This window comes from Micromonospora sp. CNZ299 (assembly GCF_002754415.1).
In genome coordinates, this window is the sequence record NZ_PEFG01000001.1 from 6,594,491 (window position 1) to 6,614,669 (window position 20,179).

The 20,179-nt window shown below is 72.8% G+C and carries 15 protein-coding genes and 1 pseudogene; 4 read left to right on the forward strand and 12 right to left on the reverse strand.

Features of this window, described 5'->3' with window-relative positions; genetic code table 11:
- Nucleotides 1-57 precede the first annotated feature (57 nt).
- Complete coding sequence (locus tag CLT68_RS29725) at nucleotides 58-1,608, forward strand: M1 family metallopeptidase (protein ID WP_486482381.1); 1,551 nt, start codon at nucleotides 58-60, stop codon at nucleotides 1,606-1,608.
- 146 nt (nucleotides 1,609-1,754) lie between these two features.
- On the opposite strand, the gene CLT68_RS29730 is transcribed toward CLT68_RS29725, so the two are convergent.
- The 3 genes from CLT68_RS29730 to gltB all read right to left on the reverse strand — a co-directional run bounded on the left by CLT68_RS29730 (nucleotide 1,755) and on the right by gltB (nucleotide 8,604).
- Nucleotides 1,755-2,249 carry a hypothetical protein gene (locus CLT68_RS29730; RefSeq protein ID WP_099855950.1) on the reverse strand — a complete coding sequence of 165 codons (495 nt, stop codon included), beginning with the start codon at nucleotides 2,247-2,249 and terminating at the stop codon, nucleotides 1,755-1,757.
- A 180-nt stretch (nucleotides 2,250-2,429) separates the two neighbouring features.
- On the reverse strand, nucleotides 2,430-3,965 hold the full coding sequence (locus tag CLT68_RS29735; protein ID WP_099855952.1) for a glutamate synthase subunit beta: 1,536 nt from the start codon (nucleotides 3,963-3,965) through the stop codon (nucleotides 2,430-2,432).
- Complete coding sequence (gltB, locus tag CLT68_RS29740; RefSeq protein WP_099857795.1) at nucleotides 3,958-8,604, reverse strand: glutamate synthase large subunit; 4,647 nt, start codon at nucleotides 8,602-8,604, stop codon at nucleotides 3,958-3,960. Before gltB ends, CLT68_RS29735 begins: the two co-directional genes overlap by 8 nt.
- A 203-nt stretch (nucleotides 8,605-8,807) precedes the next feature.
- Here gltB and CLT68_RS29745 point away from each other — a divergent pair, with 203 nt between their 5' ends.
- Nucleotides 8,808-9,653 (forward strand): GNAT family N-acetyltransferase, encoded by an 846-nt coding sequence (locus CLT68_RS29745; protein WP_099855954.1) that lies wholly within the window; start codon nucleotides 8,808-8,810, stop codon nucleotides 9,651-9,653.
- Nucleotides 9,654-9,663: 10 nt separating this feature from the next.
- On the opposite strand, the gene CLT68_RS29750 is transcribed toward CLT68_RS29745, so the two are convergent.
- Together CLT68_RS29750 and lgt are read right to left on the reverse strand one after the other, a co-directional pair.
- Nucleotides 9,664-10,851 (reverse strand): FAD-dependent monooxygenase, encoded by a 1,188-nt coding sequence (locus tag CLT68_RS29750; protein WP_099855956.1) that lies wholly within the window; start codon nucleotides 10,849-10,851, stop codon nucleotides 9,664-9,666.
- Between the two features lie 15 nt (nucleotides 10,852-10,866).
- The gene (gene lgt / locus CLT68_RS29755; protein WP_099855958.1) at nucleotides 10,867-12,069 is read right to left on the reverse strand and encodes a prolipoprotein diacylglyceryl transferase; all 1,203 of its coding nucleotides are present in this window, start codon (nucleotides 12,067-12,069) and stop codon (nucleotides 10,867-10,869) included.
- Between the two features lie 102 nt (nucleotides 12,070-12,171).
- Between lgt and CLT68_RS29760 the strand changes: the two genes are divergently transcribed.
- On the forward strand, nucleotides 12,172-12,750 hold the full coding sequence (locus CLT68_RS29760; RefSeq protein ID WP_099855960.1) for an NUDIX hydrolase: 579 nt from the start codon (nucleotides 12,172-12,174) through the stop codon (nucleotides 12,748-12,750).
- A gap of 110 nt (nucleotides 12,751-12,860) precedes the next feature.
- Here the strand turns inward: CLT68_RS29760 and trpA are convergent, their stop codons facing one another.
- Genes trpA through trpC form a run of 3 tightly spaced genes read right to left on the reverse strand, consistent with a single transcriptional unit; the run spans nucleotide 12,861 to nucleotide 15,743 of the window.
- The gene (gene trpA / locus CLT68_RS29765) at nucleotides 12,861-13,664 is read right to left on the reverse strand and encodes a tryptophan synthase subunit alpha (protein WP_088949334.1); all 804 of its coding nucleotides are present in this window, start codon (nucleotides 13,662-13,664) and stop codon (nucleotides 12,861-12,863) included.
- A 1-nt stretch (nucleotide 13,665) separates the two neighbouring features.
- Nucleotides 13,666-14,904, reverse strand: a complete 1,239-nt coding sequence (gene trpB / locus CLT68_RS29770; RefSeq protein WP_099855962.1) for a tryptophan synthase subunit beta — start codon at nucleotides 14,902-14,904, stop codon at nucleotides 13,666-13,668.
- Nucleotides 14,905-14,939: 35 nt separating this feature from the next.
- A complete protein-coding gene (gene trpC / locus CLT68_RS29775; protein ID WP_172862221.1) occupies nucleotides 14,940-15,743 on the reverse strand; it encodes an indole-3-glycerol phosphate synthase TrpC in 804 nt (267 codons plus the stop codon).
- 484 nt (nucleotides 15,744-16,227) lie between these two features.
- On the opposite strand from trpC, the gene CLT68_RS29780 reads away from it, so the two are divergent.
- Nucleotides 16,228-16,497: a hypothetical protein gene (locus tag CLT68_RS29780; protein WP_099857797.1), complete on the forward strand. Its 270-nt coding sequence runs from the start codon at nucleotides 16,228-16,230 to the stop codon at nucleotides 16,495-16,497.
- A gap of 27 nt (nucleotides 16,498-16,524) precedes the next feature.
- Here the strand turns inward: CLT68_RS29780 and CLT68_RS29785 are convergent, their stop codons facing one another.
- From CLT68_RS29785 to CLT68_RS34040, 4 genes and pseudogenes are all read right to left on the reverse strand, one after another.
- A complete protein-coding gene (locus CLT68_RS29785; RefSeq protein ID WP_486482382.1) occupies nucleotides 16,525-17,115 on the reverse strand; it encodes a Trp biosynthesis-associated membrane protein in 591 nt (196 codons plus the stop codon).
- Between the two features lie 114 nt (nucleotides 17,116-17,229).
- Complete coding sequence (locus CLT68_RS29790) at nucleotides 17,230-18,783, reverse strand: anthranilate synthase component I (protein WP_099855967.1); 1,554 nt, start codon at nucleotides 18,781-18,783, stop codon at nucleotides 17,230-17,232.
- A 49-nt stretch (nucleotides 18,784-18,832) separates the two neighbouring features.
- Nucleotides 18,833-19,264: a phosphoribosyl-AMP cyclohydrolase gene (gene hisI / locus CLT68_RS34035; RefSeq protein ID WP_099857799.1), complete on the reverse strand. Its 432-nt coding sequence runs from the start codon at nucleotides 19,262-19,264 to the stop codon at nucleotides 18,833-18,835.
- 186 nt (nucleotides 19,265-19,450) lie between these two features.
- Nucleotides 19,451-20,131: pseudogene (locus tag CLT68_RS34040) on the reverse strand (phosphoribosyl-AMP cyclohydrolase); the annotation flags it as partial.
- Nucleotides 20,132-20,179: the final 48 nt, after the last annotated feature.

Genomic DNA, 20,179 nt, shown 5'->3' on the forward strand with positions numbered 1-20,179 from the left:
GCGCGGCGGGTCTGCGACGTTCACTTCTGTCGATTAGGTTGACGTGGCGAACACCCGATGGAGGGAGTCCACCTCGTGCGACGAGCACTCACGGCGGCCACCGCCGCCCTGACCCTCACCACCGCCGGCACCATGCTCGCCGGCACCCCCGGCCAGGCCGCCCCGACGGGCTGGGGTCGGCCGATCGTCACGGCCGCGCCGCAACCCGGCGCGCCCGGCCTGGGCGACACCTACTTCCCCGACTACGGCAACGGCGGCTACGACGTCGAGCACTACGACGTCCGGCTGCGCTACGACCCGGCCACCGACCTGCTCACCGGCACCACCACCATCCTCGCCACCGCCACCCAGGACCTGTCGGCGTTCAATCTCGACTTCCTGCTCGACGTCGAGTCGGTGCGGGTCAACGGTTGGGCGGCGACCACCAGCACCGCGGGCGCACACGAGCTGGTGGTCACCCCGGCCCGCACGGTGACCCGGGGCCAGCAGCTCACCATCGTGGTGCGCTACAACGGCATCCCGTCGGAAACCCTGGTCGGCGGCTACACCGGCTGGACGCGCACCGACGACGGCGCCCTCGCCGTCAACGAGCCCGAGTCGGCCTGGTGGTGGTTCCCGAGCAACGACCACCCCCTGGACAAGGCCACCTTCGACATCTCGGTGTCGGTGCCCACCGGCGTCGAGGTGATCAGCAACGGCGTGCAGCCGAGGCCACCGGTGGCCGAGGCCGGAAACCGCACCCGGTGGATCTGGCGGACCACCTCACCCACCGCCACCTACCTGGCCTTCATGGCCATCGGCCAGTACGACATCGTCACCGACACCACGCCCGGCGGCCAGCCGGTGGTCAACGCGTACAGCACCTCGCTGGGCGCGCTCGGGCCGGCCGCGAGGGCCAGCATCGAGCGGACCGCCGAGATCGTCGACTGGGAGAGCGGGATCTTCGGGCCGTACCCGTTCGAGGCGCAGGGCGGCGTCGCCGGGCCGATCGACGGCATCGGCTTCGCACTGGAGACCCAGACCCGACCGGTGTACGGGCCGGGCTTCTGGCGGCGCGGCGCCAACACGTACGTGGTGGCGCACGAGAACGCCCACCAGTGGTTCGGTGACTCGGTCTCGGTGGCCGAGTGGCGCAACATCTGGCTCAACGAGGGCTTCGCCTCGTACGCCGAGTGGCTCTGGTCGGAGGAGCAGGGTGAGGGCACCGCGCAGGAGGTGTTCGACTTCACCTACGCCAGCTACCCGGCTGACGACGAGTTCTGGCAGGTGCTGCCCGGCGACCCTGGTGCCGCCCGGCTCTTCGACAACGCCGTCTACGACCGCGGCGCGATGACGTTGCACCAGTTGCGGCTGGCCGTCGGCGACGACGCGTTCTTCGAGATCCTGCCGGCCTGGACCAGCGAGCACCGGTACGGCAACGGCACCATCGAGCAGTTCCAGGCACTTGCGGAACGGATCTCCGGGCTGGACCTGGACGAGGTGTTCACCACCTGGCTGTTCACCGCCGGCCGGCCCGACGTGGCCACCGCCGCACGCAAGGCGGCCCCGCCGACGGAGCCGAAGTCCTGGGCCAAGATCCGCGAGTCGCACCACCTGCTGTCGCACTAGGCATCCGGTGTGGACCGCGAGCGCCCGCACGTGAGCGCGGGCGCTCGCGGCACGCCCGCCGACTTTTGTCGATCATGGAGTTGTGGTGCCAACTTCGGCCCGAAACGGGTGGTTCTTCCGGCACCACAACTCCATGATCGACGGCGTCAGGGGCGGGCCGTGCTCGCTTCCACGGCACGGATGTGCCGGTAGGCGAACCAGAGCGGAGGGAACGCCCCGACCGCGAAGGACAGGTCGATGAGCGTCCAGAACCAGGGGATGTCCCGGATCGGCCCGCAGATCAGCGCCAGCGGCACGATTCCCGCGCAGGCGATCATGCCGACCTGCACGACCCACACGTTGCGCACCGGGTCGCGCAGCGGCCCCCAGAACGCCACCGCCAGCACCAGATGGGCGAACGCCAGCCAGTCGGTGCCGTAGAGCAGGAACGGGTAGTCCTCACCGGCCGTCACGAGGCCGGTGTGCACCCGCTCGATCCAGGCGACCAGGGCAGGCAGTTGGCCGGAGAGCGGGTCCAGTGCGCGCAGCAGCCAGCGCACCTCGATCTCCAGCGGAAATGCGGTGGCACCGCTCAGAAAGAGCCCGATCAGCACGACCCAGAGCCACCGACGGGTCCGTCGTAGCCGCTCCTCGATGTCCATGATCGCAGCGTAACGATGATCTTCGTGTCGTCCTGTCCCGTGCGCGGGGCACCGGGGGTGACCGCTGTCTCAGCGACGCGCCACCCGCCCGGCCGTGGCCAACTCCGGGAGCGTCTTCACCAGCGGGAATGTCCGGCCGATGAGGCAGCAGACCTGCCCCACCGACCGGACGCCCGCAACTCAGCGAGCGGCGAGAGCCTGCGCGGCCGGGCCGACCGGGGCCGGCAACGCACCGACACCACCGAGGTGCTCGTGGATGGCGGCAGCCGCCGCACGCCCCTCGGCGATGGCCCAGACGATCAGCGAGGCACCCCGGTGCATGTCACCGGCCACGAACACCCCGTCGGCGTCGGTCTGCCAGTCGTCGCGGGCGTCGACCGCGCCCCGGGGATTACGGGTCACACCGAACTGGGCCAGCAACGGCTGCTGCTCGGTGCCCTCGAAGCCGATCGCCAACAGCACCAGATCTGCCGGCAACTCCCGCTCGGAACCCGGCACCACGGTCACGACCCGTCGACCGTCGCGCTTCTCCACTGTCACCTCAGCGATCCGCACCGCCCGCACCTGCCCGGTGCCGTCGTCCACGAACTCCTGCACCGCAACGGCGAAGACCCGCTCGCCACCCTCCTCGTGCGCGGGGTAGCTGCGCAGGATCCACGGCCACGTCGGCCACGGGTCCCGTGCCTCGTCGCGCTCCTGGGGCGGCTGCGGGTACAGGTCGAGCTGGTGCACGCCCGCGGCGCCCTGCCGGTGCGCGACGCCGAGGCAGTCAGCAGCGGTGTCACCACCACCGATGATCACGACGTGCTTGCCGGCCGCGTCGATCGGGCTGCCGTCCGGCAGCAGCGCACGCGCCGGCCGGGCCTCACCCGTGGCCGCGACGCCAGGCTGGTCGGTGGCCGCGGTGGCCACCGCGCGATTCGCCGCGACCAGGTGCGCCATCGCCTGGTGTACGCCCCGAAGCGCCCGCCCCGGAGTCTCCGGAGTGTCCCGCCCCTGCAACGCGCCACAGGCCAGCAGCACCGCGTCGTGTTCGGCGCGCAACTGCTCGGCGGTGACGTCCACCCCGACATTCACTCCGGTGCGGAAGCGCACCCCCTCGGCGACGAGCTGGGCCAGGCGGGCATCGATGTGCCGCTTCTCCAGCTTGAAGTCGGGGATGCCGTACCGGAGCAGGCCACCGATCGCGTCGTCACGCTCGTACACCATCACCGCGTGACCGGCGCGGGCCAGTTGCTGGGCGGCGGCGAGGCCGGCGGGCCCGGAGCCGACGACGGCGACCGACCGACCGGACGGCGCCGGCACCGCGCGAGGGGTGAACCCGCGTGCCGCGGCGGCGTCGGCGATCTCCACCTCGACCTGCTTGATGGTCACCGGCTTGCCGCCGGAGATGCCGAGGACGCAGGCCGCCTCGCAGGGCGCCGGGCAGAGCCGGCCGGTGAACTCCGGGAAGTTGTTGGTGGCGTGCAGCGACTCGACCGCGGCGTCCCAGTTGCCGGTCCGCACCAGATCGTTCCAGTCCGGGATGCGGTTGCCCAGCGGGCAGCCGTCGTGGCAGAACGGGATGCCGCAGTCCATGCATCGGGTGGCCTGCTCGCGGACCAGTTCCTCGCCGGCCGGTGGGTACACCTCGCGCCAGTCGCTGATCCGCACCGGCACCGGGCGGCGGGCCGGCAGTCGCCGGTCGTAGCGCAGGAAACCGTTCGGGTCAGGCACGAGCCACCTCCTGGGCAGCCACCCGCGGGGCGGGCGGCACCGGCGCGGCGGACGGCGCGCTGAGCGCGCTCATCACCGCGTCGTCGACGTTGCGGCCGGCGGCTTCGGCGGCCTTCATGATCTCCAGCACCCGGCGGTAGTCGCGGGGCACCACGGCGGTGAACTCGGCCACCGCCTCCGGCCAGCGCTTGAGCAGCTCCTCGGCGACCGCCGACCCGGTCTCAGCCACATGCCGCTGGACCAGCTCGTGCAGCAACGACTGCTCCTGCTCGCCCAGTTGCGCCAGGTCGACCAGCTCCGTGTTGACCCGTGCGCGGTCCAGGTGGTGCACGAACGCCGTGCCGCCGGACATGCCGGCCGCGAAGTTACGACCGGTCGCGCCGAGCACCACGACAGTGCCGCCGGTCATGTACTCGCAGCCGTGGTCGCCAACCCCCTCGACCACGGCGACCGCACCGGAGTTGCGCACCGCGAACCGCTCCCCCACCCGGCCACGCAGGAAGACCTCACCCGCCGTGGCCCCGTACAGGATGGTGTTGCCGGCGATGATCTGATCCTCGGCCCGCTGCCCCGGCTCGGCGTCCGGGTCGAGGAACGGCGCGGCGGCGTCCGGACGGACGATGATCCGCCCACCGGAGAGGCCCTTGGCCACGTAGTCGTTGGCGTCGCCGTGCAGCCGTAGGGTCACCCCGCGCGGCAGGAACGCGCCAAACGACTGCCCGGCCGTGCCGTGCAGCACGAACTCGATGGTGTCGTCCGGAAGGCCGGCACCGCCGAAGCGGCGCGTCACCTCACCGCCGAGCATCGCGCCGACGCTGCGGTGCTCGTTGCGGACCGCCACCTCGACACGTACCGGCGCACCGGCGGACAGGGCGGGCTGCGCGAGCGCGATCAGCTCGTTGTCCAGGGAGAGCTCCAGGCCGTGATCCTGTGCGCGAATCCCCCGTCGGGCCGCGCCGGCGGGCAGCTCCGGCAGGTGCAGGACGGGCGCCAGGTCCAACCCGTGCGCCTTCCAGTGCGTCAGCGCCGGGGCCACGTCGAGCAGCTCGGACTGCCCGATCGCCTCCTCGATGGACCGGAAACCCAGCTCGGCCAGGTATCCCCGAACCTCCTCGGCGAGGAAGAGGAAGAAGTTCTCCACGAACTCCGGGGTGCCGGTGAAGCGCTCGCGCAGCACCGGGTTCTGCGTGGCGATGCCGACCGGGCAGGTGTCCAGGTGGCAGACCCGCATCATCACGCAACCGGCGACGATCAGCGGCGCGGTCGCGAAGCCGAACTCCTCCGCGCCGAGCAGCGCCGCGATCAGCACGTCGCGGCCGGTCTTGAGCTGACCGTCGACCTGCACGGTGACCCGGTCGCGCAGCTTGTTGAGCAGCAGCGTCTGTTGGGCCTCGGCAAGTCCCAGCTCCCACGGGGTGCCCGCGTGCTTGAGCGAGTTCATCGGGGAGGCGCCAGTGCCCCCGTCGTGGCCGGAGATCAGGATGACGTCGGCCTTGAGCTTCGCCACCCCGGCGGCGACGGTGCCGACGCCGACCTCGCTGACCAGCTTGACGTGCACCCGCGCGGTCGGGTTGACGCACTTCAGGTCGTGCACGAGTTGGGCGAGGTCCTCAATGGAGTAGATGTCGTGGTGCGGCGGCGGGGAGATCAGACCGACGCCCGGAGTCGCGTGCCGGGTACGGGCGATCCACGGCCAGACCTTGTTGCCGGGCAGTTGACCGCCCTCGCCCGGCTTGGCGCCCTGGGCCATCTTGATCTGGAGGTCGTCCGCGTTGACCAGATATTCGCTGGTCACACCGAACCGGCCGCTGGCGATCTGCTTGACCGCCGAACGGCGGGCCGGGTCGTGCAGGCGATCGACGTCCTCGCCGCCCTCACCGGTGTTGGACTTGCCGCCGAGACGGTTCATCGCGATGGCGAGCGTCTCGTGCGCCTCCGCGGAGATCGACCCGTACGACATGGCGCCGGTGGCGAACCGCTTGACGATCTCGCTGGCCGGCTCGACCTCGTCGATCGGCACCGCCGGGCGGAGCCCGGTGCGCAGGGTGAACAGTCCACGCAGCGACCCGGCCTGCGCGGCGAGCGCGTCGACCTTCGCGGTGTACTCCCGGAAGACGTCGTACTGCCGGCTGCGGGTGGCGTGCTGCAACAGGAAGACCGTCTCCGGGTTGAACAGGTGCAGCTCACCCTCGCGGCGCCACTGGTATTCGCCACCGACCTCCAACCGGTCGGAGGCGGCGGAACCCGCCGGGGGCCAGGCCAGCGCGTGCCGGGCGGCCACCTCGGCATGCACGCCCGCGAGGTTCACCCCGCCGATCCGGCTGGGGGTGCCCCGGAAGTAGCGCTCGACCAGCCGGGTGTCAAGGCCGACCGCCTCGAAGACCTGCGCCCCGCAGTACGAGGAGACCGTCGAGATGCCCATCTTCGACATGATCTTCAGGACGCCCTTGCCGAGCGCCTTGGCGTAGTTGCGGACCGCGGCTGCCGGCTCGACGCCGGCCAGGGCGCCGGTGGCGATCATGTCCTCGACGGACTCGAACGCCAGGTACGGGTTGACCGCCGCGGCGCCGTAGCCGATCAGGACCGCCGCGTGGTGCACCTCCCGGCAGTCGCCGGACTCCACGATCAACGCCGCCTGGGTGCGGGTCTGCTCCCGCACCAGGTGCTGGTGCACGGCGGCGGTGAGCAGCAGCGACGGGATCGGCGCGAGGTCGGCGTTGGAGTCCCGGTCGGAGAGCACCAGGATGCGGACGCCGTCCTCGATGGCCTCGGAGACGTGCCGGCAGATCTCGGTCAGCCGTGCCTTGATCCCGGCCGCGCCCTCCCGGATGCGGTACAGCCCGGACACCCGGACCGCCTTGAAGCCGGGCAGGTCGCCGTCCTCGTCGATGGAGAGGATCTTCGCCAGCTCGTCGTTGTCGATGATCGGGTGCGGCAGCACGATCTGGCGGCAGCTCGCCGCGCCCGGGTCGAGCAGGTTGCCCTCCGGCCCGATCGTCGACGCCAGACTGGTCACCAGCTCCTCGCGGATGGCGTCCAGTGGCGGGTTGGTGACCTGGGCGAAGAGCTGGTGGAAGTAGTCGTAGAGCAGCCGCGGCCGGGTCGACAACGGCGAGATCGGGGTGTCCGTACCCATCGAACCGAGCGGCTCGGCGCCGGTGCGGGCCATCGGCCCGAGCAGGATCTTCAGCTCCTCCTCCGTGTAACCGAAGGTCTGCTGCCGGCGGCGCACCGAGTCGTGGGTGTAGACGGTGTGCTCGCGGGCCGGCAGGTCGCCCAGCTCGATCAGCCCGGCGTGCAGCCACTCGCCGTACGGCTGGGCGGCGGCCAACTCGGACTTGATCTCCTCGTCGTGCACGATGCGACCCGCGACGGTGTCGACCAGGAACATCTTGCCCGGCTGGAGTCGCCCCTTCGCGACCACGTGGGCCGGGTCGAGGTCGAGCACGCCCGCCTCGGAACCGAGCACCACGAGCCCGTCGTCGGTCTGCCACCAGCGCCCCGGGCGCAACCCGTTGCGGTCCAGGACCGCGCCGACGATCTCGCCATCGGTGAAGGCCACCGACGCGGGACCGTCCCACGGCTCCATCAGGCTCGCGTGGAAGCGGTAGAAGGCCCGCTTGGCCGGCTCCATGCCGGGGTCGTTCTCCCACGCCTCGGGGATCATCATGAGCACCGCGTGCGGCAGGCTCCGTCCGGCCAGGTGCAGCAGCTCCAGGACCTCGTCGAAGTTCGCCGAGTCGGAGGCGCCGGGCGTGCACACCGGGAAGACCCGCCGGATGTTGCCCGGCACGTTCGGCGAGCGCAGCAGCGCCTCGCGGGCCTGCATCCAGTTGCGGTTGCCACGGATCGTGTTGATCTCGCCGTTGTGGGCGATGAACCGGTACGGGTGCGCCAACGGCCAGGACGGGAAGGTGTTCGTGGAGAAGCGGGAGTGCACCAGCGCGATCGCGCTGTCGATCCGCTCGTCGCGCAGGTCCGGGTAGAACGCCGGCAACTGGTCGGGCGTCAGCATTCCCTTGTAGACCATGGTGCGACTGGACAGCGACGGGAAGTATGCCGGCACGCCCCGCTCGGCGGTCTCCCGCTCGGCCTGTTTGCGCAGGCTGAACGCCACCCGGTCCAGGTCGATGCCGCGCAGCGGTGAACCGGCCGGCCCCTCTGGCGAGTCGGTGAGCCGGCGCGCGGCCAGGAAGAGTTGCCGGACCCGGGGCATCGCCGCCAGGGCCGTCTCACCAAGCTCACTCGGGTCGATCGGCACGTCCCGCCAGCCGAGCAGGTCGGCTCCCTCGACCAGTGCGTACTTCTCGACAACCCGCCGGGCACGCGCCTCGGCGGCGTCGTCGTCGGGGAGGAAGACCAGCCCGGTGGCGTACTCGCCCGCCGGGGGAAGCGCGACGTCGGCCACCGCGCGCAGGAAGGTGTCGGGGACCTGGATCATGATGCCGGCGCCGTCGCCGGTGTTCGGCTCGGCACCGCGAGCGCCGCGATGGTCCAGTCGACAGAGGGCACCGAGCCCGTTGGCGACGACCGCGTGCGAACGCCGGCCCTGCAGGTCCGCCACGAAGGCCACCCCGCAGGCATCGTGCTCCTGCGCCGGGTCGTAGAGGCCCTGCGCGGGCGGGCGGGAGCCGGGCATCGGGGACGCCTGCGGGCTGTGCGGATACGGCTGAATCTTGTCCGCGTACGGCTGAGCCACCGGGCCTCCTGTCGTCACTCAGGTTGGATCATGGTGGGGACGACGTCGGCCCGGGGTCTATTGAGTCTACGTTAGGGCCGGGGTCGCGGGGCCACCTGAGATTGATCACACCGTCCACAGGCTGGGACGTGTAGTCTCGCGCGGTGGATCAGCTACACAAGGACGTCTTCGACCGGTTGGAACGCTTCTACGACGCGGTGCCCCGCGACGTCGCCGGTGCGGAGGAGCACGGCGGGTTGGTGCTGTTCGTCCGCAACGGTGCCGGCTGGCCGTTCTACGCCCGCCCCCGGATCGACGCCACCGAGCCGCCGTCGCTGGCCGACGTGACCTCGGTCCGCGAGCGGCAGCGCAAGCTGGGCCTGCCGGAAGCCTTCGAGTGGGTGCACGAGACGAGCCCCGAGCTGCTGGCGGTGGCCCGCTCGGCGGGGCTGCACGTGCTGGAGGCGCCGCTGATGGTGCTCGACCCGGCCGCGCTGCCCGACCCGGCGACGCTGTCCGACGTGGCGGTGCGGGTGCTGGCCGCCGACTCCCCCGGTTTCGCCGCCGATGTCGCCGCGCGGCGTGCGGTGGCAGCGGTGTCGTTCGCCGCCGCCGGCACCGCGCCCGGCGAGGCCGGCCCGGCCGAGCGGGACGCCGCCGTCACCGAACTCGAACTGGCCGCGCTCGACGAGGAGCGTTCCCGGATCGCCGACGGTCGACGGATTTCCGCGCTGGCCGGCACCCCCACCGATGGTGCGCTGGCCAGCGGCATGGCCATGCGCGTCGGCGACGTCGCCGAGATCGCCGGGGTGGCCACCCTGCCCGCCGCCCGCCGACGCGGGCTGGGCGCCGCGCTCACCGCGACCCTGGCCCGGGAGCTCGTCGCCGCCGGCACCGACCTGGTCTTCCTCTCCGCTGGCAGCGACGAGATCGCCCGGGTCTACCTGCGGGTCGGCTTCCGCCGCATCGGCACCGCCTGCATCGCCGAACCGGTCGCCCTGATCCCCTGACCGGGGTGGGTCAGGTTGGGGGGCGCCACTGGGCCGCGGAGGCAGCGGCGCTGGAGAGCAGTCGCGAGTTGATCGTGCCCAGTGCGGCGTCCCGGGCTCGCAACGCCAACCGGCCCCGAGCCTGGAGCACCGCCGACATCCGTCGGGTCTGCCGGACCACTGTCGCGGCCCGCGGGCGGCGAATCCGGTCGTACGCCTGAACGGCGTCGGGCAGCCGAGCCTCCCGCAGCAGAGAGGCCAGGGTGGCGGCGTCCTCGAACGCGAGGCAGGCGCCCTGCCCGAGGTGCGGCGGCATGGCGTGCGCCGCGTCGCCGAGCAGCACGACGCCGCCCGGCCCGGACGGAAAGCCGTACGCGCGGGGCAGCGGTCGCAGCTCGCGGACCTCCTGCTGGACCAGGTCGGCCGGGTCGGTGGCGTCGAGCAGTGCCCCGATCGGGTCGGGCCAGCCCGCGTACCAGCGGCGCAACAGGGCGAGCTGGGTCTCCGGTGGTTCCGGGCGGGGTGCGCCGGCGGCGGTGGCCACCCAGTAGATGCCGCCCCGGGTGGACCCGCCGGACGAGCCGCGCTCACCCAGCGACGCGGCCACGAACCGGTAGCCGGCGCCCAGGATCTCGCCGGCGAGTGGCTGGTCGTCGGGTAGCCGAGGGGCCTGATACCAGGGAATGACGGCCCGCCAGGCGGCGCATCCGGAGCTGACCACCCGGGAGTCGGGAGCGAGTTGGCGGCGGATGCCGCTGTCCGTGCCGTCGGCGGCGACCACCAGGTCGACCTCGATGGTGTGCCGGCCGTCGCTGACCGCCGGCCGCTCACCGGGCTCGACCCGGACGTGGCGCACCGTCACACCGGTCCGCAGCTCGACCCGCTCACCGAGGCCGGCGATCAGCGCGTCGTGCAGATCCTCGCGGTGCACCACCACCGGCATCCGGTCGGCGGGAATGGGCCGGGGCTGCACGAGCCAGTGCCCGTCGGGGCGACGGACCCCACCGTCGGGCAGCGGCGTGGCGATGGCAGCCAGGCCCGCGCCGAGACCGAGGGCCTGCAGCGCGCGGACGCCGTTGGGCCAGAGCACCACGGCGGTCGGCTCGGGACGGACCCGTTCGGCGCGCTCCAGCAGGGTCACCTGCCAGCCGGAGCGGGCCAGCGCGCCGGCCACCGCGAGGCCACCGACCCCTGCGCCGACGACCACCGCGCTTCGCATCGGTGCCGCCCCCGCTCAGCTGTCCCGGTCGGCGGGCCGTGCGCCAGTGGCGTCGGCCCGGTCGGTACGGGTGGCCGACGGGTCGTCCGTCGGGTCCTCGTCGGTCGACGGGCTGTCCACGGTTGCCTCGTCGACACGCGACTCGTCACCCAGCGGCTCGGCGCCACCGGGCCGGACGTCCTCGTCGGCGGTCGGCTCGGGCGGCACGACGCCGGTGTCCTGCCAGGCGGCGTACTGCTCCTCGCTGACCACCCGGTAGCCCTCCGGGGCGGCGGCCTGCGCTGGGGTCTCCCGCTCGGAGAGGTCCACCTGGGACAGGTCGGACGTGGGGGGCGTGGTCGGCGTTGCCGCCGCGCCGATCGGGATCAGGAATTCCTGGGGGCCGCGCACCCGGACGAAGTAGATCAACCCGCCGAGGAAGACCAGCGCGGCGGTCCAGACGTTGAGCCGTACGCCGAGGATCTGGTTGGCCTCGTCGGTGCGCATCAGCTCGATCCAGAAGCGGCCGGCGGTGTAGCCCATCACGTAGAGCGCGAACGCCCGGCCCCGGCCCAGCTTGAGCCGGCGGTCGAGGAGGAGGACCAACGCGACCACGCCGAGGTTCCACAGCGCCTCGTAGAGGAAGGTCGGCTGGTAGAGGCCCGGTTCGAGGATCGGCTGCCCGGCGTCGTCGCGCAGCGCGTGCCCCGGATTGTCCGGGTCCATCCGGTGAATCTCCAGACCCCACGGCAGGGTGGTCCGGCCACCGAACAGCTCGTTGTTGAACCAGTTGCCGAGCCGGCCGACCGCCTGGGCCAGCGGCAGCCCGGGTGCCAACGCGTCGGCCACCACCCCGAACGGGATGCCGAGCTGTCGGGCCGCGATGAAGGCGCCGAGCGCGCCACCGGCGACGGCGCCCCAGATGCCGAGACCGCCCTCCCAGATGGCGAATGCCTTCATCGGCTCACCACCGGCGCCGAAGTATTTCTCCGGTGAGCTGATCACGTGGTAGATGCGGGCGCCGATGATGCCCGCCGGCACCGCCCAGACGGCGATGTCGAGCACGGCACCGGGCGCGACGCCGCGCTGCCGCAGCCGGCGCTCCGTCACCCAGCAGGCCAGCACGATGCCGGCGATGATGCAGAGCGCGTAGGCCCGGATCGGCACCGGCCCGAGCTGCCAGACCGCGGTGCTGGGGCTGGGCAGGGCCGCCTGGGGGGACAGCGAGGCGAGGGTCACGGGTGCACACGCTACCGCTGCACACCCCCGCAGCGGCACCCCGGGCCGCTGGAGTGCGCATCCCGGTGACTTCTGGTTTGCACCCCCGTACGCTCTTTGTCCATGAGCGCGCTCACCTGGGCGGTCGCCGCGGTCGTCAGTGACGACACCGGCCGGGTGCTGCTCTGCCGGCAGGGCCGGGGGGAGCGCCGATACGCGCTGCCCGGCGGGCGGCTACGCCCGGCCGAGAGCCCGGTGCAGGCGGCCCTGCGGGACATCCGCGCGGAGACCGGCTGGGAGATCGAGCTGGTCGACCTGGTCGGCGTCTACCACCTGACCGGCCCCACCGGGCGGACGGCCCCCGGGCGCGCCGGGCCGCTGCCGGACGTCCTCGTGCACGTGTTCCGGGCCCGCGCCGCCAGGGTCCGACCCGCCGCCGACCCGACGCCGGGCTGCCGGTTGTCCTGGCACTCCCCCGACGCGCTGCCCGAGTCGGTCACGCCGCTCACCCACGCCGCCGTCACCGATGCTCACGCCGGCCGCTCCGGCGTGCTCCGCGACGCTTCGTGGGCACCGCCCGAGCCCATTGGAGAGCCGGTGAACGGGCCTGCCGGGCACGGGGTCGTGGCACAGCCGCCGGAACAACGTGGTGAGACGGCGGCGGACGCCCCACTTCGCCCCGGACCGCGCCGACACGACTGAGCGGCCCGACGCCGACCGGACGGGCAGCACCCGTTCGAGCGTGATGCCGGTGAGTCATCAGGATGACTCACCGGCATCACACGCCTGAGACAGACAGGCCCGCCGCGCCGTCAGCGGGTGGGGTTGCGGACGCCTTCCGCGAGTTCGGCACTGAGGGTACGCAGGGCGGCCAGCCCCTCCGCCTCGCTGGGCGCGTCAAGCACGCACCGGACCAGGGCACTGCCGACGATCACCCCGTCGGCGTACCCGGCGACGGTGCCGGCCTGCACACCGGTGCCCACGCCCAGACCGACACCGACCGGCAGGTCGGTGACCGCCCGGACCCGGGAGACCAGCGTCGGCGCGGCGTCGGACGTGCTCGCCCGGGCACCGGTCACCCCCATCACCGCTGTCGCGTAGACGAAACCGCGGCAGTGCTCCACCGTCATCGCCAGCCGGGCGTCGGTGGACGACGGCGACACCAGGAACGTGCGGTCCAGCCCGTGCGCGTCCGAGGCGGCCAGCCACTCGTCGGCCTCGTCGGGAATGAGGTCGGGGGTGATCAGCCCGGTGCCGCCGGCGGAGGCGAGATCACGGGCGAACACGTCCACGCCGTACCGCTCGACCGGGTTCCAGTAGGTCATGGTGACCACCGGAGCGCCGGTGGCCGCCACCGCCTCGATGATGCGCATGGTGTCCGCGGTGCGTACGCCACCGGCCAGGGCGATGTCACTGGCCTTCTGGATCACCGGCCCGTCCATCACCGGGTCGGAGTAGGGGATCTCCACCTCGATGACGTCGACGCCGGCCTCGACCATGGCGGTCATCGCGGCGATGCTGCCCTCGACGGTCGGGAAACCAGCCGGCATGCAGCCGACCAGCAGTGCCCGCCCGTCGGCGCGGGCCTTGTCGAAGGCCACCCCGATCCGGCTCATCTCACCGCTCCTTGTCGAGGATGCCGAAGTAGTCACCGGCGGTGTGCACGTCCTTGTCGCCCCGCCCGGAGAGGTTCACCACGATGGTGGGCTCGCGGCCCAGCTCGGCGGCGAGCTTCGGGGCCAGCGTGAGGGTGCCGGCGAGCGCGTGCGCGCTCTCGATCGCCGGGATGATCCCCTCGGTGCGGCAGAGCAGCTCGAACGCGGCCATCGCCTCGTCGTCGGTGACCGGCAGGTAGGTCGCCCGGCCGGTGTCGTGCAACCAGGCGTGCTCGGGCCCGACGCCCGGGTAGTCCAGGCCGGCGGAGATCGAGTGCGACTCCAGCGTCTGCCCGTCGGCGTCCTGCAACACATAGGTGCGGGCACCGTGCAGCACGCCGGCCGACCCACCGGTGATGCTGGCCGCGTGCCGGCTGGTGGTCACGCCGTCGCCGCCGGCCTCGAAGCCGTACAGCCGCACGTCCTCGTCGCCGACGAAGGCGTGGAAGATGCCCAACGCGTTGGACCCGCCACCGACGCAGGCAGTGACCGCGTCCGGCAGCGCGCCGGTGAGGTCGAGGCACTGCTGGCGGGCCTCGTCGCCGATGCCCCGGACGAAGTCGCGGACCATCGCCGGGAACGGGTGCGGGCCGGCGGCGGTGCCGATCAGGTAGTGCGTCTCGTCGACGTTGGCCACCCAGTCGCGCATCGCCTCGTTCATCGCGTCCTTGAGCGTGCGCGAGCCGTTGGTGACCGGGACGACGGTGGCGCCGAGCATCCGCATCCGGGCCACGTTGAGGGCCTGCCGCTCGGTGTCGACCTCGCCCATGTAGACCACGCACTCGAGGTCGAACAGGGCGGCGGCGGTCGCGGTGGCCACGCCGTGCTGCCCGGCACCGGTCTCGGCGATCACCCGGGTCTTGCCCATCCGCTTGGTGAGCAGCGCCTGGCCGAGCACGTTGCGCACCTTGTGCGCGCCGGTGTGGTTGAGGTCCTCCCGCTTGAGCAGCACCCGTGCGCCGAGGGTCGCGGAGAACCGCCGGGCCTCGTAGAGCAACGACGGGGTGCCGGCATAGTCACGCAGCAACGCGGCGAACTCGGCCCGGAAGGACTCGTCCGCCATCGCCGTGCGCCACGCCCCGTCGAGCTCGTCCAGCGCGGCCACCAGGGCCTCGGGAACGAACCGACCGCCGAAGCGGCCGAAGTGGCCGGCGGAGTCGGGCTGCGAGCCGGCCACCGGGGCCAGCGCGTCGGCGCTCATCGGAAAATCCTCTCGGTGGGGCGTCCGGTGCGAGGTCAGCGCACCGGCCTGGGCGTTGCCGGGTGGTTGCCCGCGTTGACCAGTTCGGCGACGGCCTCGCGAGGGCTCTTCTGGGTGACCAGGCCCTCGCCCACGAGCACCGCGTCGGCGCCCGCCGAGGCGTACCGGATCAGGTCGTGCGGGCCACGGACGCCGGACTCGGCGATCTTGACGACACTGCTGGGCAGGCCGGGCGCGATCCGCTCGAACACGGACCGGTCGACCTCCAGGGTACGCAGGTCACGGGCGTTGACCCCGATCACCTGCGCGCCGGCCTCCAGAGCGCGGTCGGCCTCTTCCTCGTCGTGCACCTCGACCAGCGCGGTCATGCCCAGCGACTCGATGCGCTCCAGCAGACCCATCAGCACGTTCTGTTCGAGCGCGGCGACGATCAGCAGAACCAGGTCGGCGCCGTGCGCGCGCGCCTCGTGCACCTGATAGCTGGAGACCACGAAGTCCTTACGAAGCACCGGAACCGTGACCGCGGCCCGGACGGCCGCCAGGTCGTCCAGTGAGCCACCGAACCAGCGCCCCTCGGTCAGCACGCTGATCGCCCGAGCCCCACCGGCCGCGTAGTCGACGGCGAGGTCGGCCGGATCGGCGATCTCGGCCAGCCGGCCCTTGGACGGCGACGAACGCTTCACCTCGGCGATCACAGCGACGCCGGGCTTGCGCAGCGCCGCGTACGCGTCCAGCGGCGGCGGCGCAGCCGCTGCCAGTTCACGGATCCGCTCCAGCGGAACCTGCTCCTGGCGCCGGGCGACGTCCTCACGTACGCCAGCCAGAATCTCGTCGAGCACGCTTACGGACGCTGCCTGACCGGCGTCGTCCCCCTCCGCGTGCGCATGCTCAGCAGTCACCAACGGACTCCCCTCTCCGGGCGTCATGGGCCGATGCTAGGGGCAGCCGACCTACGCCGGACGCCGGGGGTATGGCGCTGCTCACGAAAAGGGCTGCGGCATAATGGCCGACTTGCCGTGAACGGTGTGTCACGCAGCGCCACCTCCGATATCGACCACCGTCACGGGTACGGGGCCTGGCGGCCACGGTCGAACCGGGCCGATCCATCGATCATGCCACCAGTCGGTGGACGGCGCTCAGCGACAACGACGCCGGTCGATGTTGTGAGCAAGCTCAAGGTTTGGCAGGGGGCCCTGGTCAGGGCCAGGGCGGACAGTTGACCGGGCGTTCACGGCGGCGAAACGTCAGCCGGCGAGCATCGTCCTCGGGCAGACTCAATGGCGCGCCTGCCCCGACCGTCGCAACTCCTCGTGCGAGGTGACCATGAGCATTTCCGAGCCGCAGCCGACCATCGGCCTGACCACCATCTCGCGCACTGTGGCGTCGCTCGCCGTCGGCGTGGTGCACAGCGTGGAGCGGGCCGTGGTGGGCGAAGGACGGATGCGGACCGCCCGCGGCAACGCCTGGGAGGCCGTCTGCGCCGACCGCGCCCGCGCCGACCAGCGTGCCGAGCTGAACCGCCTGGTAGCCGAACTGACCGCCGCCCGCGCCGCCGGTCGCCGAACCCAGCGGGAGCACCAGCCGGTCGGCTGACCCCCGCCCACCGCACCGGCCGCCGCCTCAGTCGGCCGTCGGGTCCTCGCCCCGGTCCAGGGCGTCCCACGCCTCGGTGGTCCGCCGCCCCGCCAGCGGAGCCGGCGGACCCTCCGAACCAGCCGGCACCGACGTGGTCGCAGGGGCCGAACGCACCGGCCGCTCATACCGGGCGCCCATCGCCGGCCAACCGCCACCACGCAACGCCGTCCACCACCCGCCGACGGCAGCCAGCAGACCGCCGAGCAGGCAGAGCGCCGGCCACTGCCGGCTCACCGAACCGCCGATGTCGGCGACCAGCCCGTACCCGCCGCCAGCCGCCACGGCCAGCCCCAGCGCGCCGAGCAACCCACCGAGCACCTGCCGCAGTCGACCCCGGGTGGCCAGCACCGCTCCACCACCCGCCAACGCCACCAGCGCCAACGCCGGCAGCCAGGGCAGCAGCCCGCCGCCGCTGCGGGTGTCCCGCACCGGCGGCAGCGGCGCCGGGCGCACCGTCAGCTCCACCGACCAGCTCCGCGTCGCCGCCCACAACGCCAGGCCCGCGCCGGCCAGACAGAGCAACACCGCGTACGTCAACTCGCGCCGACCCACGGCGGCCCGCTCCTCGGCGCTCACCGGCCCCACCTTCCGTTCGCGACTGCGGGGCTCCGCTGCGCTGCACTCCTCGCGCTCACCGAGCCCACCTTCCGTTCGCGACTGCGGGGCTCCGCTGCGCTGCACTCCTCGCGCTCACCGGGCCGGCCGCAGGGTTTCGGCGGCCGCGATCGCCGCCAGCACGGCGGCGGCCTTGTTCCGCGTCTCCTGGTCCTCGGCGGCCGGGTCCGAGTCGGCGACCACCCCCGCCCCGGCCTGCACGTACGCGCGGCCGTCGCGGATGAGCGCGGTCCGGATGGCGATCGCCATGTCCAGGTCGCCGCCGAAGCCGAAGTAACCGACAGTGCCCCCGTAGACGCCCCGGCGGACGGGCTCCAACTCTTCGATGATCTCCATGGCCCGCACCTTGGGCGCGCCGGAGAGCGTGCCGGCCGGGAAGGTCGCGGCGAGCGCGTCGAAGGCGGTCTGGTCGTCCCGCAACGTGCCGGTGACGGTGGAGACGATGTGCATGACGTGGCTGTACCGCTCGATGGTGGCGAACTCGGGCACCTCCACGCTGCCCGGCTGACAGACCCGACCCAGGTCGTTGCGGCCCAGGTCGACCAGCATCACGTGCTCGGCTCGCTCCTTCGGGTCGGCGAGCAACTCCTGGGCGAGCGCTGCGTCGGCGGCGGGGGTGCCGCCGCGCGGCCGGGTGCCGGCGATCGGGTGCAGCAGCGCCCGCCGTCGCCCGTCCAGGCCACCGGTGACCTTCAGGTGTGCCTCCGGCGACGAGCCGACGATGTCGAACCCGTCGAAGCGCAGCAGGTACATGTACGGGCTGGGGTTGCTGGTGCGCAGCACCCGGTAGACGTCCAGCGGGTCGGCGTGGATCGACCGCTCGAAGCGCTGGGAGAGCACGATCTGGAAGCACTCACCGGCCCGGATCGCCTCCTTGGCCGCCTCCACCGCCTTCGGGTACCCGTCGTCGGGCGTACGACAGAGCACCTCCCCGGCCGGCGGACGCTCGACGGTGGAGATCATCGGCGGGATGGGCCGCGACAGCGCGGTGGTCATCGCGTCCAGTCGGCCGACCGCGTGGTGGTACGCGGCGGTCACCTGCGGGCCGCGGTCCGGGGCGTCCGGCGGTGGCAGCACCGCGTTGGCGACCAGGATCGCCGAACCGTCGTAGTGGTCGAGCACCACCAGGTCGGTGGCGAGCATCATGCCCAGCTCCGGCACGCCCAGGTCGTTCTCGGTCAGCTCCGGCAACCGCTCGAAACGGCGGACCAGGTCGTAACCCAGGTAGCCGACCATGCCCCCGGTCAACGGCGGCAGGCCGTCGGACGGGTCCCCCACCGGGCCGGCCAGCGCCGCCACCGTCTCCCGCAGCACCCGCATCGGGTCACCCTCGGTGGGCAGCCCGGCCGGCGGCTGGCCGAGCCAGGTCGCGACGCCGTCCCGCTCGACGAGGGTGGCGCTGCTGCGTACGCCGATGAACGAATACCGTGACCAGGCCATGCCGGCGGACCCGACGCCCTGCTCGGCCGATTCCAACAGGAACGTGCCCGGCCCGCCGGCCAACTTCCGGTAGACCCCGACCGGGGTCTCCGCGTCGGCCAGCAACCGCCGGGTGACCGGCACCACCCGCCAGCCGGTGGCCAGCTCGGTGAAGGCGGCCAGGTCGGGGCTGACGATGCCGTCGGTCATGGCTGGGTCTGCCTTTCGTTCACGGCCGTGGGGCTCGGCCACGCCGCGCTCACCGTGCCTCCGGCGTGGTGACGGGCAGCTCGGTGAAGAAGCAGGTCCGGTGGCCGGTGTGGCAGGCCGCTCCGACCTGGTCCACGCTCACCAGCAGCGCGTCCCCGTCGCAGTCCAGCGCGACAGAGCGGACGTACTGGTGGTGCCCGGAGGTGGCGCCCTTGACCCAGTATTCGCGTCGGCTGCGTGACCAGTAGGTGGCGCGGCCGGTGGTGAGGGTGCGGTGCAGCGCCTCGTCGTCCATCCAGGCGACCATCAGCACCTCACCGGAGTCGTGCGCGCGGACCACGGCGGCCACCAGGCCGTCGGCGGAGCGGCGCAGCTGGGCCGCGATGGCCGGGTCGAGCCGGGACGGGCGAACCGGCTCGGACACCACCGGGTCGCTCGGATCGCTGGGAACGCCGGTCACCGGCGAGTCAGGTACGGGCACAGTGATGAATTGTCCCGCACGCGGTGCTGGTACCGGCGACCGCTCCCGCCCGGGCTGCGACGCAGACCCGGCGGGCCGGGCCAGCTGGGCCACGTAGCGGTCCAGCCGACCGTCGACCAGGGCAGCGGCCAGGTCCGCGCCGGCCGTGTCGGCGATCTCCTCGGCGTACGGCCGGATGAGCGGCAGTGTGCCGGCGACCAGCCGTACGGCGGCGGCCCACAGCTGGCTGGTGGCGCCCGGACGCAGCCCGAGGCAGAGCAGCATGTCCGACCGGTAGCCGGGTGGGGCGACCGGGAGTTCCAGGGCCGCCGCGAAGGCCGCCCGACGGGAGTGGACCCGCACCGACGGGTTGGCCGGGCGCAGCACCGACGGGCAGAGGCGGGCCAGGTCGGCGACGGCGAGCCGGACCCCCACGCGGTCGTTGGCGACGCGGGCGGCGGCGGCCTTACCGAGCGTGGCGATCAGCTCCTCCAGCCGGGGTGGCTCGGCGGGCTGACAGAGCACCGGCAGATCGATCCGGGGCCGCCAGTGCGGGTCGGCCCAGAGCAGTCGCGCCGGTGTGGTGACCGGCAGCCCGAACGCCCAGTCGGCCGGTTCGCCGAGTCGGTGCACCCAGGAGCGGACGTCACGGGCGGCCACCGAGACGTGGGTGACCCGGCCTGCGGACTCGGCCAGGTACGCCTGTCGGGCGGCGTACGGGGCACCGCCGACCAGCACGTCGAGGTCGACGTCGCTGTGTGCGGTGGCGGCGCGGCGGGCGTGACTGCCGCGCAGCAGGATGCCGACGACCGGCCGCTCGGCGCCCTGTCGCAACCGCGCGGCCCAGTCCTCAAGAAAACCGCTGTCCGGTAACGGAGCGTGACCCACCGCGCCATCGTGCCGTACGTCCGATCAGCGCGCAATGCCCGTTGGCGG

Coding starts and splice junctions, on each gene's coding strand:
- CLT68_RS29760 (WP_099855960.1), top strand. CDS start 12,172: ATGAGCGCGCTCACCTGGGCGGTCGCCGCGGTCGTCAGTGACGACACC.
- CLT68_RS29750 (WP_099855956.1), bottom strand. CDS start 10,851: ATGCGAAGCGCGGTGGTCGTCGGCGCAGGGGTCGGTGGCCTCGCGGTG.
- CLT68_RS29730 (WP_099855950.1), bottom strand. CDS start 2,249: ATGGACATCGAGGAGCGGCTACGACGGACCCGTCGGTGGCTCTGGGTC.
- trpB (WP_099855962.1), bottom strand. CDS start 14,904: ATGAGCGCCGACGCGCTGGCCCCGGTGGCCGGCTCGCAGCCCGACTCC.
- trpA (WP_088949334.1), bottom strand. CDS start 13,664: ATGAGCCGGATCGGGGTGGCCTTCGACAAGGCCCGCGCCGACGGGCGG.
- CLT68_RS29780 (WP_099857797.1), top strand. CDS start 16,228: ATGAGCATTTCCGAGCCGCAGCCGACCATCGGCCTGACCACCATCTCG.
- gltB (WP_099857795.1), bottom strand. CDS start 8,604: ATGCCCGGCTCCCGCCCGCCCGCGCAGGGCCTCTACGACCCGGCGCAG.
- CLT68_RS29725 (WP_486482381.1), top strand. CDS start 58: ATGGAGGGAGTCCACCTCGTGCGACGAGCACTCACGGCGGCCACCGCC.
- CLT68_RS29790 (WP_099855967.1), bottom strand. CDS start 18,783: ATGACCGACGGCATCGTCAGCCCCGACCTGGCCGCCTTCACCGAGCTG.